The 17,765-nt window shown below is 63.5% G+C and carries 16 protein-coding genes and 1 pseudogene; 6 read left to right on the top strand and 11 right to left on the bottom strand.

Annotated features, from left to right (window positions below):
• Nucleotides 1-34: 34 nt before the first annotated feature.
• The 5 genes from ACK1VC_RS04030 to dadA all read right to left on the bottom strand — a co-directional run bounded on the left by ACK1VC_RS04030 (nt 35) and on the right by dadA (nt 5,862).
• Nucleotides 35-1,891, bottom strand: coding sequence for an acetyl-CoA hydrolase/transferase C-terminal domain-containing protein (locus tag ACK1VC_RS04030; protein ID WP_016489801.1), 1,857 nt, complete (start codon nt 1,889-1,891; stop codon nt 35-37).
• 229 nt (nt 1,892-2,120) lie between these two features.
• Complete coding sequence (locus ACK1VC_RS04025) at nt 2,121-2,525, bottom strand: c-type cytochrome (RefSeq protein WP_033731233.1); 405 nt, start codon at nt 2,523-2,525, stop codon at nt 2,121-2,123.
• A gap of 154 nt (nt 2,526-2,679) precedes the next feature.
• Complete coding sequence (locus ACK1VC_RS04020; RefSeq protein ID WP_016489803.1) at nt 2,680-3,228, bottom strand: cupin domain-containing protein; 549 nt, start codon at nt 3,226-3,228, stop codon at nt 2,680-2,682.
• 109 nt (nt 3,229-3,337) lie between these two features.
• Entirely contained in the window at nt 3,338-4,411 is a 1,074-nt protein-coding gene (alr, locus tag ACK1VC_RS04015; RefSeq protein WP_060519700.1) for an alanine racemase, read from the bottom strand.
• Between the two features lie 146 nt (nt 4,412-4,557).
• A complete protein-coding gene (gene dadA, locus ACK1VC_RS04010) occupies nt 4,558-5,862 on the bottom strand; it encodes a D-amino acid dehydrogenase (RefSeq protein ID WP_191087105.1) in 1,305 nt (434 codons plus the stop codon).
• Between the two features lie 156 nt (nt 5,863-6,018).
• Here dadA and dadR point away from each other — a divergent pair, with 156 nt between their 5' ends.
• Entirely contained in the window at nt 6,019-6,507 is a 489-nt protein-coding gene (gene dadR / locus ACK1VC_RS04005) for a transcriptional regulator DadR (protein WP_003258963.1), read from the top strand.
• A 2-nt stretch (nt 6,508-6,509) separates the two neighbouring features.
• Here the strand turns inward: dadR and ACK1VC_RS04000 are convergent, their stop codons facing one another.
• On the bottom strand, nt 6,510-6,863 hold the full coding sequence (locus ACK1VC_RS04000; RefSeq protein WP_016489806.1) for a YkgJ family cysteine cluster protein: 354 nt from the start codon (nt 6,861-6,863) through the stop codon (nt 6,510-6,512).
• 147 nt (nt 6,864-7,010) lie between these two features.
• Between ACK1VC_RS04000 and ACK1VC_RS03995 the strand changes: the two genes are divergently transcribed.
• Nucleotides 7,011-8,303 carry an NAD(P)/FAD-dependent oxidoreductase gene (locus ACK1VC_RS03995; RefSeq protein WP_016489807.1) on the top strand — a complete coding sequence of 431 codons (1,293 nt, stop codon included), beginning with the start codon at nt 7,011-7,013 and terminating at the stop codon, nt 8,301-8,303.
• A 45-nt stretch (nt 8,304-8,348) separates the two neighbouring features.
• Here ACK1VC_RS03995 and ACK1VC_RS03990 read toward each other — a convergent pair whose 3' ends face one another.
• Nucleotides 8,349-8,579 carry a DUF1127 domain-containing protein gene (locus tag ACK1VC_RS03990; protein WP_016489808.1) on the bottom strand — a complete coding sequence of 77 codons (231 nt, stop codon included), beginning with the start codon at nt 8,577-8,579 and terminating at the stop codon, nt 8,349-8,351.
• 178 nt (nt 8,580-8,757) lie between these two features.
• Between ACK1VC_RS03990 and ACK1VC_RS03985 the strand changes: the two genes are divergently transcribed.
• Both ACK1VC_RS03985 and ACK1VC_RS03980 read left to right on the top strand, forming a co-directional pair.
• Nucleotides 8,758-10,188, top strand: a complete 1,431-nt coding sequence (locus tag ACK1VC_RS03985) for an aminotransferase-like domain-containing protein (RefSeq protein WP_191087106.1) — start codon at nt 8,758-8,760, stop codon at nt 10,186-10,188.
• A gap of 59 nt (nt 10,189-10,247) precedes the next feature.
• Nucleotides 10,248-11,800, top strand: a pseudogene (locus ACK1VC_RS03980) (phospholipase D family protein).
• Between the two features lie 129 nt (nt 11,801-11,929).
• On the opposite strand, the gene ACK1VC_RS03975 reads toward ACK1VC_RS03980, so the two are convergent.
• Together ACK1VC_RS03975 and ACK1VC_RS03970 are read right to left on the bottom strand one after the other, a co-directional pair.
• A complete protein-coding gene (locus ACK1VC_RS03975) occupies nt 11,930-13,069 on the bottom strand; it encodes an MFS transporter (RefSeq protein WP_016489811.1) in 1,140 nt (379 codons plus the stop codon).
• A 202-nt stretch (nt 13,070-13,271) separates the two neighbouring features.
• The gene (locus ACK1VC_RS03970) at nt 13,272-14,765 is read right to left on the bottom strand and encodes an aldehyde dehydrogenase (RefSeq protein WP_016489812.1); all 1,494 of its coding nucleotides are present in this window, start codon (nt 14,763-14,765) and stop codon (nt 13,272-13,274) included.
• 196 nt (nt 14,766-14,961) lie between these two features.
• On the opposite strand from ACK1VC_RS03970, the gene ACK1VC_RS03965 reads away from it, so the two are divergent.
• Entirely contained in the window at nt 14,962-15,321 is a 360-nt protein-coding gene (locus tag ACK1VC_RS03965) for a cupin domain-containing protein (RefSeq protein WP_016489813.1), read from the top strand.
• Nucleotides 15,322-15,388: 67 nt separating this feature from the next.
• On the opposite strand, the gene rpmG is transcribed toward ACK1VC_RS03965, so the two are convergent.
• Entirely contained in the window at nt 15,389-15,544 is a 156-nt protein-coding gene (gene rpmG / locus ACK1VC_RS03960) for a 50S ribosomal protein L33 (RefSeq protein WP_003253507.1), read from the bottom strand.
• An 11-nt stretch (nt 15,545-15,555) separates the two neighbouring features.
• Nucleotides 15,556-15,792: a 50S ribosomal protein L28 gene (gene rpmB / locus ACK1VC_RS03955; RefSeq protein WP_003253504.1), complete on the bottom strand. Its 237-nt coding sequence runs from the start codon at nt 15,790-15,792 to the stop codon at nt 15,556-15,558.
• A 361-nt stretch (nt 15,793-16,153) separates the two neighbouring features.
• Here rpmB and ACK1VC_RS03950 point away from each other — a divergent pair, with 361 nt between their 5' ends.
• Nucleotides 16,154-17,761, top strand: a complete 1,608-nt coding sequence (locus ACK1VC_RS03950; RefSeq protein ID WP_191087107.1) for an ABC transporter substrate-binding protein — start codon at nt 16,154-16,156, stop codon at nt 17,759-17,761.
• The last annotated feature ends 4 nt before the right edge of the window (nt 17,762-17,765 follow it).

Raw genomic sequence — 17,765 nt, 5'->3', positions numbered from 1 at the left:
CCGGCGATGGGCTGCAAAGCAGCCCCGGCAATTTTCAGGTCGCCGCCAACCCTGCCAGCAAAAGGCGCTGGTACAGCTCTTCCTTCAATCCCTGCGGAGCGTCCAGCCCCATCCGCTCCAGGTGCCCTTGATACCCCTCCGGCCCCGGCGCATCCAACGCTGCCTTGCCCAGCTCCAGCACCTCGCTCAGCTTGAACTTGCTCTTCAACCAGTTCAGTGCCCGCAACAGGTCCCGCTCCTCAGCTGTAAAGTCCGTCCCCATCGGATACTCCGGGAACAGCCGCGCATGCCGCGCCCTGATCGCTTCCAACCGCTGCGGCGTATTGTCGGTAAAACGAGCGTCCAGCTCAAAACCCTTGGGCAGCTTGCCGGCCTCTTTTGCCTGCTCGATGAGCCCCTGCTGGAACCGCGAATCGCTCACCGCCAGCAACCGCGCAATCACCTCGCTGTCGGTCTGCCCACGCAAGTCGGCAATGCCGTATTCGGTCACCACGATATCGCGCAGGTGCCGGGGGATGGTGCAGTGGCCGTAGGTCCAGAGCAGGTTTGAGGTCACCTCCCCGCCTGCCTCGCGCCAGCTGCGCAAAAGCAGAATCGAACGCCCGCCTTCCAGCGCGTGGCCCTGGGCGACGAAGTTGTACTGCCCGCCAACGCCGCTGAGCACGCGGCCGTCCTCCAGCTGATCGGCCACCCCGGCGCCGAGCAAGGTCATGGCGAACGCAGTGTTGATGAAGCGCGCATCGCGGCGCTGGCGCCGCTTGAGTTCTTCCTGCCCGTACAACTCGTTGATAAAGCTGATGCGGGTCATGGCAAACCGCGCACGCGCTTCGAGTGGCATCTCCCTCAACCGCTGGTAGAACGCCTGAGGGCCGAGGAAAAAGCCACCATGCACCACAGGCCCCTGCTCATCGGCCGGGCGCCGCAGCAGGCCTGCTTCGGCAAGCACCAACAGGCCATTGGCGAACATCTCGCTGCAGCCGTACAGGCCTTGGGCAAACGTCCCCAGCCCCCCTTCGCGCTCGATCAGCGCATGCCACGGGCCCGTATCCAGCTCGTCGAGCAAGGTGCGGTAGCCTGCGTTGTCACCCTGACGCGCCAGCAACGCGGCGGCGACTGCATCGCCCATGGCACCGATGCCGATCTGCAGGGTGCCGCCATCGCGTACCAGCGTGCTGGCGTGCAAGCCGATGCAGTGGTCCTGGGTGCCGACCGGCATGTTCGGGGTGGAGAACAGGCGACGTTGCTCGGCTTCATCGAGCAGCAGGTCGAACGCATCAATGGGCAGTTCCGCATCGCCCGGCATGTAAGGCAGCTCGGCATGCACCTGGCCCAGCATGAGGATGGTTTCGCCGGCCGCGCGGCGCTTGGCGATCATCGGCAGCAGGTCGAGGGTGATGTCGGGGTTGCAGGCCAGGCTCAGGTGAACAGGCCTTTCAGGTGTGGCGGCCACCAGTTGCGCGACCAGGTTCAGGCCCTTGGCGTTGATATCGCGTGCGGCGTGGCTGTAGTTGCTGCTGATGTAGTCCTGCTGGGCAGCCTCGCTGTGCAGCAGGCTACCGGGCTGCATGAAGAACTGCTCGACGCGGATGTTCGCCGGCAGGCTGTCGTTGCGCAGGTCAGCGAGGTAGTCGAGCTCTTGGTAGTCGGCGAAGACGCGCTCGACGAAGGGTTCGAGAAACCGCCGCTGCAGGCCATCGCCCAATGGCGGGCGGCCCAGGGAGAGCGCGGTGTAGATAGTCAGCTGCCGCTCGGGCAGCTCGCGCACGCGGGCGTAGAGGGCGTTAACGAAAGCATTAGGCTTCCCCAGGCCCAAAGGCAGGCCCATGTGAATATGGGCTGGCAGCCGGGACAAGACCTGCTCGACAGCCTGGTCGATGGAGCAGAGGTGCATCAGGGCCTCCTGAGACATCCATGGGTTCAGGGGTTGGACATGGCACTGGCGGGTTGGTTGCCTGTACCGGCCTCTTCGCGGGACAAGCCCGCTCCCACTGGCACCTCACAGCACCTGAAGGCAGTGGTGTTCTTGTGGGAGCGGGCTTGCCCCGCGAAAGGGCCAGTGCAGCCACCACAAAAAACAAAGCCCGCCATCAAAGGCGGGCCTCATGCAATTCAGCTGTGTCTTACAGACCGGACATTTTCTTGATCGCCCCTTTCAGGTCGTCATCCGAGCAGTCCGCGCAGGTGCCCTTGGGCGGCATGGCGTTGATGCCGGTAATGGCCTTGGCCAGGATGCCATCCAGCCCGCCCTGGTGGTCGGCGCGTTCTTTCCACGCGGCGGTATCGCCAATCTTCGGTGCACCGAGCAGGCCGCTGCCATGGCAGGCATTGCAGTGCTTGGCGATGATGTCATCTGGCGTCTTGGCTCCCCCGCCCCCCGCTGCAGCAGCCACTTCCATGCCTTTGCATTCCTGGCCCTGGACGCACACCTGGCCAACCGGCTCGAGGCGTTTGGCAATGTCGTCATTGGTTGCAGCGGTTGCGCTCATTGCCCAGAGGGCGAATACGGCTGCTGGTACGGCCAGCATCTTCTTGATTTGGTTCACGCGAACACCCTCATGGTGGCTAATCACGCTCGCGGCCACGGAACGGCGAGCGTTGAAAAGTATAGCGGGAACCCAGAGGCCGTGAAACGACCCTACACAGGAAAGGGGTATTGCCGAATCAATGCACTGCGCTGGATCAAAAGTTTGATGGCGTCGCTGCACTGATCAGGCGTGCGGGCTGGTTGAACGGATTGCGAAAGCGGTGCGGGCGCGTGCTTTCGAAGTAGTAGCTGTCGCCTTCTTCGAGAATGAAGATCTCGTTGCCGACCACCAGCTCCAGCCGGCCTTCGAGCAGGATGCCGGTTTCTTCGCCGTCGTGGGTGAGCATTTCGGCACCGGTGTCGGCACCTGGCGGGTATACCTCGGTGAGAAACGCGATGGCACGGTTGGGGTGCGACTTGCCGACCAGCTTCATGGTCACCGCACCGTCCGAGATGTCGATCAGCTCGTGGGCCTTGTAGACGATCTGAGTGGGGCTTTCAGGTTCCAGCTCGACCGAAAAGAACTCGACCATGGACATGGGAATGCCGCTCAGCACCTTGCGCAGCGAGCTGATGGAGGGGCTCACGCTGTTCTTCTCGATCATCGAGATGGTGCTGTTGGTCACACCGGCACGCTTGGCGAGTTCGCGCTGGGACAGGCCCTTGAGCTTGCGGATGGCTTGCAGTCGTTCGCCGACGTCCAAAGCTGGAGCCTCCTGAAACGGTGGAAAGGGGGATGGATGTGAACGATATCATGGCAATGCCGTTCAGTATTTACAACACACCACCCCTCAACCTGTCCGCTTCAGCGTGTCATTCGCCGATGTAGTCCCGCGGTACACGCTTCAGGTTGCAGAAAATCTGGTAAGGGATAGTACCCGCATGGGCGGCCACTTCGCTGGCCAGTATCTGCTTGCCCCACAGTTCGACCAGGCTGCCGACAGTGGCTTGCGGCACGTCGGTGAGGTCGACGCTGAGCATGTCCATCGACACCCTGCCGATCAGCTGGGTGCGCTGGCCAGCGACCAGTACCGGGGTGCCATTGGGCGCCTGGCGCGGGTAGCCATCGGCATAGCCCATGGCGACCACGCCTACACGGGTTGGCCGTGGGCTGACAAACTTGGCGCCGTAGCCCACGGGCTCACCGGCAGGCAGCTCGCGCACACTGATCACCCGCGATTGCAGGGTCATTACCGGTTGCAGCCGTGAGGCTTGGGCCTGGGGCACTTCGAACGGCGTGGCGCCGTACAGCATCAGGCCCGGGCGTACCCAGTCGCCAGGCGCTTGCGGCCAGCCCAGCACACCAGGCGAGTTGCGCAGGCTGCACTCGGCGGCCAGGCCCTGGCGGGCGGCCTCGAACACGGCAATCTGCTGGGCGGTCGCGTCGGCATCCAGCTCGTCGGCGCGGGCGAAGTGGCTCATGAGCACGATGCGCGCAACCTTGCCGCTGGCCAGCAGGCGTTGGTAGGCCTCATGGTAATCCTTGGGGTGCAGGCCGACGCGGTGCATGCCGCTGTCCAGCTTCAGCCAGACGGTGAGCGGCTTGTGCAGCTGGGTTTTCTCGATGGCTTCAAGTTGCCAAAGCGAATGCACCACACACCACAGGTCGTGCTCGGCAATCAGCGCCAGCTCGCTGGCTTCGAAGAAGCCTTCCAGCAACAGCACCGGGGCCTTGATACCGGCGGCGCGCAACTCCAGCGCCTCTTCGATGCAGGCAACGGCAAAGCCGTCGGCTTCGGCCTCCAGGGCCAGGGCGCAGCGTACGGCACCATGGCCATAGGCGTCGGCCTTGATTACGGCGAGGGCTTTGGCACCGGTCAGTTCACGGGCCAGACGGTAGTTGTGGCGCAGGGCCTGGAGGTCGATCAGGGCGCGGGCGGGACGCATGGCGGCTGCCTTATGGTGGTTCACAGGTTGAAAACGGTGTTGGGTTCTTCGCGGCTAAAGCCGCTCCCACAAGGGACCGCACAATGGCCAAGGCCATGCGATCCCTGTGGGAGCGGCTTTAGCCGCGAATGGGCCGGTGCAGGCGATTACTGCTGGTGAATCGGCGCGCCCTGCCCGTGCTTGGTCGCTTCCCGGCTGTTGCCATAACGGGAAATGTCCAGGCCTTCGGCACTGATCTGCGGTTTCTTGCGCGCAATCAGGTCGGCCAGCAGGCGACCAGAACCGCACGCCATGGTCCAGCCCAGGGTACCGTGACCGGTGTTCAGGAACAGGTTGCGGAACGCCGTGGCACCAACAATCGGTGTGCCGTCCGGGGTCGCCGGACGCAGCCCGGTCCAGAAGCTGGCCTGGCTCAGGTCACCGCCGCGAGGATAAAGGTCGTTGACGATCATCTCCAGCGTTTCGCGCCGACGCGGGTTCAGCGACAGGTCAAAACCGGCGATTTCAGCCATGCCGCCAACACGGATACGGTTGTCGAAACGGGTGATCGCGACCTTGTAGGTCTCGTCCAGAATGGTCGAGGTCGGGGCCATGTCGCCGTTGGTGATCGGCACGGTCAGCGAGTAACCCTTCAGCGGGTAGACCGGGGCCTTGATACCCAGCGGCTTGAGCATCTGCGGCGAGTAGCTGCCCAGCGCAAGCACGTAGCGGTCGGCGGTTTCCAGCTTGCCGTCGATCCACACGCCATTGATGCGATCGCCCGCGAAGTCCAGGCGTTGGATGTCCTGGCCAAAACGGAACTCCACACCCAGCTTGATGGCCATGTCGGCGAGCTTGGTGGTGCACATCTGGCAGTCACCGGTCTGGTCGTTAGGCAGGCGCAGGGCACCGGCCAGAATGTCCTTCACGCCAGCCAGGGCCGGTTCGACGCGGGCAATACCGTCGCGGTCCAGCAGTTCGTAAGGCACGCCAGACTGCTCGAGCACGGCAATGTCCTTGGCCGCGGCATCCACCTGGGCCTGGGTGCGGAACAGCTGGGTGGTACCCAGGGAGCGGCTTTCGTAGGCAATGCCGGTTTCGGCGCGCAGTTCGTCAAGGCAGTCGCGGCTGTACTCGGACAGGCGCACCATGCGCTCCTTGTTTACCGCGTAACGGCTGGCGGTGCAGTTGCGCAGCATCTGCGCCATCCACAGGTACTGGTCGACGTCGCCGGTGAGCTTGATGGCCAAGGGGGCGTGGCGCTCGAGCAGCCACTTGATGGCCTTCAGCGGCACGCCTGGGGCGGCCCAGGGCGAGGCATAGCCGGGCGAGATCTGGCCTGCGTTGGCAAAACTGGTTTCCATGGCCACCGCCGGCTGGCGGTCGACCACCGTCACTTCAAAACCTTGCCGGGCCAGGTAATAGGCACTGGCGGTTCCGATTACACCGCTACCAAGTACCAGAACTCGCATCGTTATATCCCTCACACGCGGCACGCCGCAGACTTTTATTGATATGGCATGAATGGGCGCAGTATAGGAATTTGAGACCAGTGCAATTCACTATATAAAAGCCTATTATTGGCGAGAATTCTCGGCAAAATCGCCTTTCACGGAGGGGCATCCCCTATGAGAACCCAGCACCAGAGCAAGCGTGAACTGGACAAGATCGACCGTAACATCCTGCGGATCTTGCAGAATGACGGGCGTATTTCCTTCACCGAACTGGGCGAGAAAGTTGGGCTGTCCACCACCCCTTGCACCGAGCGGGTTCGCCGTCTGGAGCGCGAGGGCATCATCATGGGCTACAACGCCCGCCTGAACCCGCAGCACCTCAAGGGCAGCCTGCTGGTGTTCGTGGAAATCAGCCTGGACTACAAGTCGGGCGACACCTTCGAAGAGTTCCGCCGCGCGGTGTTGAAGCTGCCCCACGTGCTGGAATGCCACCTGGTGTCAGGTGACTTCGACTACCTGGTGAAGGCGCGCATTTCGGAAATGGCGTCGTACCGCAAGCTGCTTGGCGACATTCTGCTGAAGCTGCCGCATGTGCGCGAATCGAAGAGCTACATCGTGATGGAAGAGGTGAAAGAAAGCCTCTGCCTGCCGATCCCGGACTGAGACTAGACCAGCACCTGCCGGGTGGTGGCGATGAACTGGTGCACGAGTTGCTCGGCTGCGGGCTCGATCATCGGCTCAGGGCCACGGCCACGCGGGCAGGCCATGCGTGGTGTGGTGCCAAACAGGCGGCAGATCATGGGGCGCTCTTCATACACCGTGCAACCGTTGGGGCCCAGGTGCACGCAGTCCAGGCGCTCGAGAGCGGCTTCCTGCTCGGCCTGGGACTTGCGCGGCAGGCGGGCCATTTCTTCCGTCGACGTGGTGACCGGGCCGCAGCAATCGTGGCAGCCGGGCTCGCACTCGAACGAGGGGATGAGTTCGCGCAGGAAGTGGATCTTGTGACGGTTGCAGGACATGGGCAAGTACAAAGCTGATTGATAAGTTGGATTATAAGCCCATTCGCGGGCTTGCCCGCGAACGAGGGCGCAGCCCTCGCCTTGTTGCCCACTACCCCACCCCGACTTATCCTCCTCCCCTAGCCCACCAGCCTCAGGACCAAGCCCATGATCCACAGCGCGCAGCACGCCGCCTCCTATTACGCCGCCAGCAGCGCGCCACACCCTGACTACTCCTTCCTGCAAGGCGAGCACAGTGCCGATGTCTGCATCGTCGGCGGCGGCTACTCGGGGCTGAACACCGCCATCGAGCTGGCCGAACGCGGCTTTTCGGTCATCCTGCTGGAAGCGCGCAAACTTGGCTGGGGCGCCAGCGGGCGGAATGGCGGGCAGTTGATCCGCGGCGTCGGCCACGGCCTGGAACAGTTTCTGCCGGTGATTGGCGAGGAAGGCGTGCGCAGCATGAAGCTGATGGGCCTGGAAGCCGTGCACATCGTGCGCGAGCGGGTAGAGAAACATGCCATCGCCTGCGACCTGACCTGGGGCTACTGCGACCTGGCCAACAAGCCGGCCGAGCTGCTGGGCTTTGCCGAAGACGCCGAAGAACTGCGCAGCCTGGGCTATGCGCATGAGCTGCGGCTGGTCGGCAAGGACGATATCCACAGCGTGGTCGGCGCCGACTGCTATGTGGGCGGCCTGGTCGACATGGGCTCCGGCCACCTGCACCCGCTCAACCTGGCCTTGGGTGAAGCGGCCGTGGCCAGCCGCTTGGGCGTGAAGCTGTTCGAGCAGTCCGAGGTTACCCGCGTCGACTATGGCCCCGAGGTGCAAGTGCATACCGCCCAGGGCCGGGTACGCGCCAAGACCTTGGTGCTGTGCTGCAACGCCTACCTCAACGGCCTCAACCGCGAGCTGGGCGGCAAGGTGCTGCCGGCCGGCAGCTACATCATCGCCACCGAACCGCTAGGCGAAGAACGCGCCCGCGCTTTACTGCCGCAGAACATGGCGGTGTGTGACCAGCGCGTGGCGCTGGATTACTACCGGCTGTCTGCCGACCACCGCCTGCTGTTTGGCGGTGCCTGCCACTATTCAGGCCGCGACCCGAAAGATATCGCCGCCTACATGCGGCCGAAGATGCTCAAGGTGTTCCCGCAGCTGGCCGACGTGCGCATCGACTATCAGTGGGGCGGCATGATCGGCATCGGCGCCAACCGCCTGCCGCAGGTTGGCCGCCTGGCCAGCCAGCCGAACGTGTATTACGCCCAGGCCTATTCAGGCCATGGGCTCAACGCCACCCACCTGGCCGCGCGCCTGCTGGGCGAGGCAATCAGTGGCCAGGCAAGCGGGCGTTTCGACCTGTTCGCCAACGTGCCGCATATCACCTTCCCCGGCGGCAAGCACCTGCGCTCGCCACTGCTGGCGCTGGGCATGCTGTGGCACAGGCTTAAAGAGTTGATCTGAAAACTGACGCGGTCGGTGTAGGAGCGGCCGCGCAGCGTCTCGTTGTTAGTCTTTCCAGAAGGGTTTACGTCCCTCTGTACGGGCCTGCTCCCAGCTCAGCCCGACATCGCGCAACTCGTCATCCGTCAGCTGCAACAGCGCCCTGCGGGTATGCCAGCGATGCAGCATCAGCCCCCAACGCCCAAGCCCTTGCGGCGCGTTGAATACCTTGGCCTGCTGCCCGGCTTCCAGTTCACTGGCCATCAGTTGCAAGCGCACATCGCTCATGCCGCCCATCACCGCACCCTCTCGTTCAGTTGATACCGTGGAGAAAGGATGCGCGTCGGCACCATCGACAATACAGAGCCAATACAGCCTTATTATTCCCATACAGAATTGGCCGTTGGCCGACTGAATGCTGTATTTTCAGCCCAACTGTACCGGTCGCTATGCCAATGCAGCGCAGGAGTATGCCGTGACCCTCTACCTGAACCTGGCCGAACTGCTCGGCGCCCGTATCGAGCAAGGCCTGTATCGCCCTGGCCAGCGCCTGCCCTCTGTGCGCGCCCTGAGCGTGGAACACGGGGTCAGCCTGAGCACCGTGCAACAGGCCTATCGCATGCTGGAAGACAGCGGCATGGTCTCGCCCCGGCCCAAATCCGGCTACTTCGTCAGCGACCACCGCCAGCTGCCAGCGCTGCCCGCCGTCAGCCGCCCGGCCCAGCGCCCGGTGGATATTTCGCAATGGGAGCAGGTGCTGGAGCTCATCCGCAGCACGCCGCGCCAGGATGTGGTCCAGCTCGGCCGTGGCATGCCCGACATCAACACCCCTACCCTGAAGCCCCTGCTGCGCAGCCTGGCTCAGTTAAGTCGGCGGCAGGACATGCCCGGCCTGTATTACGACAACATCCACGGTAACCTGGCCCTGCGTGAGCAGGTTGCGCGGTTGATGCTGGACTCCGGCTGCCGCCTGAGCCCGGCCGACCTGGTCGTGACCACCGGCTGCCACGAGGCGCTGTCGTGCAGCATTCGCGCGGTCTGCGAGCCAGGCGACATCGTCGCAGTCGACTCGCCCAGCTTCCACGGCGCCATGCAAACCCTCAAGGGCCTGGGCATGAAGGCGCTGGAAATTCCCACCGACCCGCTGACCGGCATCAGCCTGGAGGCGCTGGAACTGGTCCTGGAGCAGTGGCCGATCAAGCTCATCCAGATCACCCCCAACTGCAACAACCCGCTCGGCTACATCATGCCCGAGGCCCGAAAGAAGGCCCTCCTTAGCTTGGCGCAGCGCTACGACGTGGCGATTCTGGAGGACGATGTGTACGGCGACCTGGCCTACACCTACCCGCGTCCGCGGACTATCAAGTCGTTCGACGACGATGGACGCGTGCTGTTCTGCAGCTCATTTTCCAAGACCCTCGCCCCCGGCCTGCGGGTGGGCTGGGTGGCGCCCGGGCGCTACCTGGAGCGGGTGCTGCACATGAAGTACATCAGCACCGGCAGCAGCGCCAGCCAGCCGCAGCTGGCCATCGCCGACTTCATCGCCGGCGGCCACTACCAGCCCCACGTGCGGCGCATGCGTAGCCAGTACCAGCGTGGCCGCGACCTGATGAGCGAATGGGTAACCCGCTACTTTCCAACGGGCACCCGGGTCAGCCGCCCCCAAGGTGGCTTCATGCTGTGGGTAGAATTACCCGAACATTTCGATACGCTGCGCTTGAACCGGGCTTTACTGGAGCAAGGTGTGCAAGTTGCCGTGGGCAGCATCTTCTCGGCCTCGGGCAAGTTTCGCCACTGCCTGCGCATGAACTTCGCCGCGCGGCCGACGCCTCAGATCGAGGCCGCTGTGCGCAAGGTAGGTGAAACCGCCCTTCGTCTACTGGATGAAGAAAGCGCCGACGCGTAACTTTGCGCCGCCCGCCACGGTCCAACCCCAAAGCCCTTGCTGCACAGGACGGTCCACCCTTGAGACTCCAGCACGCCTTGCCCCTGCTGCTGGTGCTGCTGCTCGGCCTTGCCGGCTGCACCAGCGTCAGCGCGCCCCGCGAAACCAGCCAGGCGCTGCCCGCCCATGACTCCGCCTTTGGCCGCTCGGTGCTGCGCCAGGCCGCGCCTTACGGCGGCCGCTCGGGCTTTCGCCTGCTGCCCAACAGCAATGAAGCGTTCCGCGCCCGTGCCGAACTGATCCGTAACGCCCAGGCGAGCATCGACCTGCAGTACTACATCGTCCACGACGGCCTCAGCACCCGCGCCCTGGTGCATGAATTGCTGCGTGCAGCCGACCGTGGCGTGCGTGTGCGCATCCTGCTGGACGACACCACCAGCGACGGCCTGGACACCATCATGGGCACCCTCGATGCCCACCCCAACATCCAGATCCGCGTGTTCAACCCGCTGCACCTGGGCCGCAGCACTGGCGTGACCCGCGCCATGGGCCGGCTGTTCAACCTGTCGCGCCAGCACCGGCGCATGCACAACAAGCTGTACCTGGTGGACAACAGCATGGCGATTGTCGGCGGGCGTAACCTGGGCGACGAGTATTTCGATGCCGAGCCCAACCTCAACTTCACCGACATCGACCTGCTGGGTATTGGCCCGGTGGCCGAGCAGCTGGGCACAGTTTCGACCAGTACTGGAACAGCGCCCTCAGCCGACCGATCGCCGACTTCCTCTGGCGCGACCCGAATGCCAACGACCTGCGTGCCAGCCGCCATCGCCTGGAAGTGTCGCTGGCCGAAGCCAGGACCCAACGCAAAGCCCTGTACGACCGCCTGATGGCCTACCAGTCGCAGCCTCGCCTGGACGTGTGGCGCAACGAGCTGATCTGGGCCCACGCCCAAGTGCTGTGGGATGCACCCAACAAGGTGCTGGCCGACAACGAACCGGACCCACAGCTGCTGTTGAGCCAGCAACTGGCACCGGACCTGGCCAACGTGCACCGCGAACTGATCCTGGCATCGGCCTACTTTGTGCCGGGCGAACCGGGCCTGCTGTACCTGACCGGCCGCGCCGACGCTGGCGTTTCGGTGAAGCTGCTGACCAACTCGCTGGAAGCCACCGACGTGCCGGCCGTGCATGGCGGCTATGCGCCCTATCGCCGGGCCTTGCTGGAGCACGGGGTGCAGCTTTTTGAGCTTCGCCGGCAGCCAGGCGACCCAAGCGCGGGGCGGTTGAGTTTTCGTGGCAGTTCGGATTCGAGCCTGCACACCAAGGCGATCGTATTCGACCGGCGCAAGACCTTCATCGGCTCGTTCAACTTCGACCCGCGTTCAGTGCTGTGGAACACCGAGGTTGGAGTGCTGGTGGACAGCCCGGAGCTGGCGGAGTACACCCGCGAGCTGGCCCAACAGGGTATGGCGCCTGCGTTGAGTTACCAGGTGAAGCTGGTGGGGGGCAAGCTGGTGTGGGCGACCGAGGACAATGGCAAGCGGCACGTGCTGACGTCTGAACCGGGTGGGATGTGGCGGCGGTTCAACGCGTGGATCAGCAAGGCGGTTGGCTTGGAGAAGATGTTGTAGCCGCTATCGTTGGGGCTGCTTCGCAGCCCATCGCGACACAAGGCCGCTCCCACAACGGTACGGTGTACACCGATCAATGTGGGAGCGGCCTTGCGTCGCGAAAGGGCCGCAAAGCGGCCCTAAAATCCATCAGGCAGAAACCGGTTCAAACGCCCCACGCCGCTGGGTCAACACCACCAGCCCCGCAGCCCCCGCCGCCATCAGCCACAGCAGCGCGTGCCCGCTGACCCACTGGCTCCCCGCCCCCGCCAACAGTGGCCCGAGCAGGCAACCAATACCCCACAGCTGCGCAACATGGGCGTTGGCCCGCACCAGCGCGTCATCCCGGTAGCGCTCGCCAATCAGTACCAGTGACAAGGTGAACAAGCCCCCTGCGCTGGCCCCGAACAATACCCACAACGGCCAGATCACCGGGGTATGCAGCATGAGTGGAATCGCCAGGCTGGACACCAGCAGGGTCACCGCGCAGCCGGTGAACAGGGTGCGGCGCGACATATGGTCGGCCAACGCCCCGATGGGCAGTTGCAACACCGCATCACCCACCACCACGGTACTGACCATGAACAGGGCAATCTCGGTGGTAAAGCCCTGCTGCAGGCAATACACCGGCAGCAAAGTCAGGATCATCGCCTCGAACGAAGCGAACAGGGCAATGGCCCAGGCGATCACCGGCAAACGACGGCAAAAACGAAACAGGTCGCCGAAGGTCACGTTGCACGCTTCCGTGCTCGGTGCACCGCCTCGCCCCAGCAGGATCAGCGGCGCGACCAGCAGCAGGCCCGTCGCAGCCCAGAAACCGAAATCGTCATCAGAGCCGAGAAAGCCCAGTACCAGTGGCCCGGCCAGCTGGCTCAACGCGTAGCTGCTACCGTACAGCGCCACCAGGCGACCACGCCATTGCTCGACCACCAGCTGGTTGATCCAGCTTTCGCCCAGGATGAACACCACGGTCAGGGACATGCCGATCATCAGCCGCAGCAGCAGCCACAGCGGGTAGCTCGGCAACAGGGCCAGCAGGCCGATCGATAGCGCCCCACCCCACAGGCACAGGCGCATCGCAGAAGGTACGCCAACCCAGCCGGCCAGGCGGCTGGCCAGGCTGGCACCGGCCAGCACACCCAGCGCCGGCATCGCCGCCATCACGCCGATGGCAAAGCTGCCGTAGCCCCAAGCCTCCAGGCGCAGGGACACCAGCGGCATGCTCACGCCGAGCGCCAGCCCGACACTCAGCACCGATGCCAGTACGGCGAAGTAGGTACCCCAACGCATTGCAGCCTCCCAGGCAGAATTCGTGAACAGCAAAAACGACGAAGCCGGGTCAGCGTGAGCCGACCCGGCTATTGTTGGGGCTGCTGTGCAGCCCATCGCCGGCAAGCAGGGCTCCCACAGGTATAACGGAGGCCTTGAGGGCTGCGAAGAACCTGTGGGAGCTGGCTTGCCGGCGATTGGGCCGCAACGCGGCCCCCTGGAGTTACAGCTTGATCCAGGTCGCCTTCAGCTCGGTGTATTTCTCCAGCGCATGCAGCGACTTGTCACGGCCGTTGCCCGACTGCTTGAAGCCACCGAACGGTGCGGTCATGTCGCCACCGTCGTACTGGTTGACCCAGACGCTGCCAGCGCGCACGGCACGGGCGGTCTTGTGGGCCTTGGAAATGTCCGACGTCCAGATGCCAGCCGCCAGGCCATAGGGCGTGTCGTTGGCAATGGCGATGGCTTCTTCGGCAGTGTCGAAGGCAATCACCGACAGCACTGGGCCGAAGATCTCTTCCTGGGCGATGCGCATGGCGTTGGTCACGCCGTCGAAGATGGTCGGCTCGACATACGTGCCGCCAGTCTCTTCCAGGGTGCGCTTGCCGCCGGCCAGCAGCTTGGCGCCGTCCTTGTGGCCAGCCTCGATGTACGACAGCACGGTGTTCATCTGCTGGGTGTCGACCAGGGCACCGACCGTGGTCTGTGGGTCCAGCGGGTTGCCTGGCTTCCAGCCTTTCAGGGCTTCGACCACCATTGGCAGGAACTTGTCCTTGATCGAACGCTCGACCAGCAGGCGCGAGCCTGCGGTGCACACTTCGCCTTGGTTGAAGGCGATGGCGCTGGCAGCGGCCTCGGCGGCAGCTTGCAGGTCCGGCGCGTCGGCAAAGACGATGTTAGGGCTCTTGCCGCCGGCTTCCAGCCAGATGCGTTTCATGTTCGATTCGCCCGCGTACACCATCAGCTGCTTGGCGATCTTGGTCGAGCCGGTGAACACCAGGGTATCAACGTCCATGTGCAGGGCCAGGGCCTTGCCTACGGTGTGGCCGTAGCCTGGCAGCACGTTCAGCACGCCAGCCGGGATACCGGCTTCAATGGCCAGCTGAGCGATGCGGATGGCGGTCAGCGGGGATTTTTCGGACGGCTTGAGCACCACCGAGTTACCGGTGGCCAACGCCGGGCCGAGTTTCCAGCAGGCCATCAGCAGCGGGAAGTTCCACGGTACGATTGCACCCACCACACCCACGGGTTCGCGGGTCACCAGGCCGAGCTGGTCGTGCGGGGTCGGGGCAACTTCGTCGTAGACCTTGTCGATGGCTTCGGCAGTCCAGTGAATGGCCTGGGCCGCACCCGGGATGTCGATGCTGGAGGAGTCGCCGATCGGCTTGCCCATGTCCAGGGTTTCCAGCAGCGCCAGCTCTTCAACGTTCTTGCGCAGCAGGTCGGCAAAGCGGATCAGCTTGGCCTTGCGCTTGGCCGGGGCCAGTTGCGACCACACGCCGGCGTTGAAGGTGGCGCGGGCGTTTTCCACAGCGCGGTTGGCATCGGCCAAGTCGCAGCTGGCAACCTTGGCCAGGAAGCGTCCGTCGACCGGGCTCAGGCACTCGAAGGTTTCACCGGATGCGGCATCGGTGTATTCGCCGTTGATGAAGGCGCGGCCTTCAATCTTCAGTTGCTGGGCACGCTGTTCCCAGTCCGCACGGGTCAGGGTAGTCATACGAAACTCCTCCTCTTGTTTAGGTGCAACGCCGCACTGAGGACTCACAGGCGTTGTCAGAATTCTGGCCGGGCGACGAGCGCACACTGGCAAGCGATACCCTAAACCAGCCGGTGTAAACTATCAATATATTTGACACGAAAGGCTCAAACGCCTACTGATGTTCATTTTATTAAACAAAAACAGGAGCCGCACCATGAGAATCGACAGCATCATCGACTTCGCGCAGATCATCACCGAGGCCGAACGCTACCGCCCGGCGGCGGAAAAAATCCTCAAGGGCGAGCCAGACCAAGCGGTCTATAACCACTACTCCAGCCCTTGCGGGCAGTTTGCCGCAGGCGTTTGGGAAGGTGAGGTGGGGCAGTGGACGGTGAACTACACCGAGCACGAGTACTGCGAGATCGTCCAGGGCGTTTCGGTGCTGCGCGACCAGGACGGCGGGGCCAAGACCCTGCGGGCCGGTGATCGGTTTGTCATCCCTGCCGGGTTCAAGGGCACTTGGGAAGTGCTCGAGCCTTGCCGCAAGATCTATGTGATGTTCGAGCAGAAGTAAGGCACCGGACAGGCATAAAAAAACCCGCGTCCTCTCGGATGCGGGTTTTTTTCAGGTCGCCGATCAATTACTTGATCTTGGCTTCCTTGTACACCACGTGCTTGCGAACAACCGGATCATATTTCTTGATCTCGATTTTGTCCGGGGTGGTGCGCTTGTTCTTGTCGGTGGTGTAGAAGTGGCCGGTACCGGCACTCGAAACCAGACGGATCAATTCACGCATGATGCTCTCCCTTAAACCTTGGCGCCAGCTTTACGGATGTCAACCAGAACGGCGTCGATGCCGCGCTTGTCGATGATACGCATGCCCTTGGCGGAAACGCGCAGACGCACGAAACGCTTCTCGGATTCAACCCAGAAACGGTGGTGCTGCAGGTTCGGCAGGAAACGACGACGGGTTTTGTTGTTTGCGTGGGAAATGTTGTTCCCGGTTACTGGACCCTTACCAGTAACTTGACAGACTCTCGACATGACTCAGCCCTCTAAAACCACATGCCCAACCCGGCATGGGTTGGCCGCTTAATCTCTCAGTCTTTGGCGCCTGGGCGCCGTGATTCTGGAGGTCTTATCGACCGGATCCGCTTATGCGACAGGCCGAGCCCCTAGAAAAGAGCGCTGCTTTATACCAGAAAGACTTGGCTGCAACAACAGTAGATACACATTGCCGCACGCCAGAACGCGCCGGGCCAGCATAGCGGCAGGCCCCGTCGGCCGTCGACCACTCGTCGCCACATTTGTAAAAAAGGGTGTGGTCATTTACCGACGGGCGCACTAGGGTAGGCTTTTTCCAGACTGCACTGGCAGATGGGCCACTGACAGCCAAGGAGCCACCATGCGTGCTGCCGCCCTTTCCTTATTGTTCAACTCCCTGTTCGCCGCCGGCGCGCTGTTCGCTGCCGGTGCAGCCCAGGCCGCGCCGCTGAGCGTTTGCAGCGAAGCCAGCCCTGAGGGCTTCGACGTGGTGCAGTACAACTCACTGACCACCACCAACGCCACGGCCGACGTGCTGATGAACCGCCTGGTGGAGTTCGACGCCGCGCAAGGCAAGGTGGTGCCGAGCCTGGCAACCAGCTGGACGGTGTCAGCCGACGGCCTGGTGTATGACTTTACCCTGCGCGATGACGTGAAATTCCACACCACCGCCTATTTCAAGCCAAGCCGCGCGCTGAACGCCGACGATGTGCTGTTCAGCTTCCAGCGCATGCTCTACCCCGCCCATGCCTGGCACAAGACTGCACCGGGTGGCTACCCACATGCCCAGTCGCTGCAGCTGGGCAGCCTGATCAAGGCTATCGAGGCGCCAGCGCCGAACACCGTGCGTTTTACCCTCAGCCACCCGGACGCCACGTTCCTGGCCACGCTGAGCATGGGCTTCGCCTCGATCTACTCTGCCGAATATGCAGACAAGCTGCTGAAGGCGGGCACGCCCGAGAAGCTCAACAACCAGCCGATCGGCACCGGGCCGTTCGTGTTCCAGCGTTTCCAGAAGGACGCCGTGGTACGTTACCGCGCCAACCCTGACTACTTCGCCGGCAAGCCCGCGGTCGACCCGCTGATCTTCGCCATTACCACCGATGCCAACGTGCGCCTGCAAAAGCTCAAGCGTGGCGAGTGCCAGGTGGCCTTGTCACCCAAGCCCCTGGACATTGCCGAGGCCGGCAAGGACGGCAGCCTCAAGGTGGCCACTACCCCGGCGTTCATGACAGCCTTCGTCGCCATCAACAGCCAGCACCCACCGCTGGACAAGCCGGAAGTACGCCAGGCCATCAACCTGGCCTTCGACAAACAGGCCTACCTCAAGGCCGTGTTCGAAGGCTCCGCAGTGGCCGCCAATGGCCCCTACCCGCCCAACACCTGGAGCTATGCCAAGGACCTGCCTGGCTACCCGCTGGACGTGAAGAAAGCCAAGGCCCTGCTGTCCAAGGTCGGCCTGAGCGATGGTTTCAGCACCACCATCTGGACCCGCCCGTCGGGCAGCCTGCTCAACCCAAACCCCAGCCTTGGCGCGCAGATGCTGCAGGCCGACCTGGCCAAGATCGGGGTCAAGGCAGAGATCCGCGTGATCGAATGGGGCGAGCTGATCCGCCGCGCCAAAGCCGGTGAGCATGACCTGCTGTTCATGGGCTGGGCGGGTGACAACGGCGACCCGGACAACTTCCTCAGCCCGCAGTTTTCCTGTGCTGCGGTCGAGTCGGGGACCAACTTTGCCCGCTTCTGCGACAACCGCCTGGACCAGCTGATCAGCGCCGGGCGCACCACCAACGACCAGAGCGTGCGTAGCCGGTTGTATCAGCAGGCGCAGACCTTGATTCAGCAGCAGGCGCTGTGGGTACCACTGGCGCACCCGACGGCGGCGACGCTGTTGCGCCAAGGGGTTGAGGGGTACCAGGTGAGCCCGTTCGGGCGGCTGGATTTCAGCAAGGTGTCGGTTACCAAGTAAGCCT

The sequence above is a fragment of the Pseudomonas sp. XP2 genome (assembly GCF_053557975.1).
Note: the sequence above shows the minus strand (reverse complement) of the source record. Positions and strands in the feature narration are given on the sequence as shown.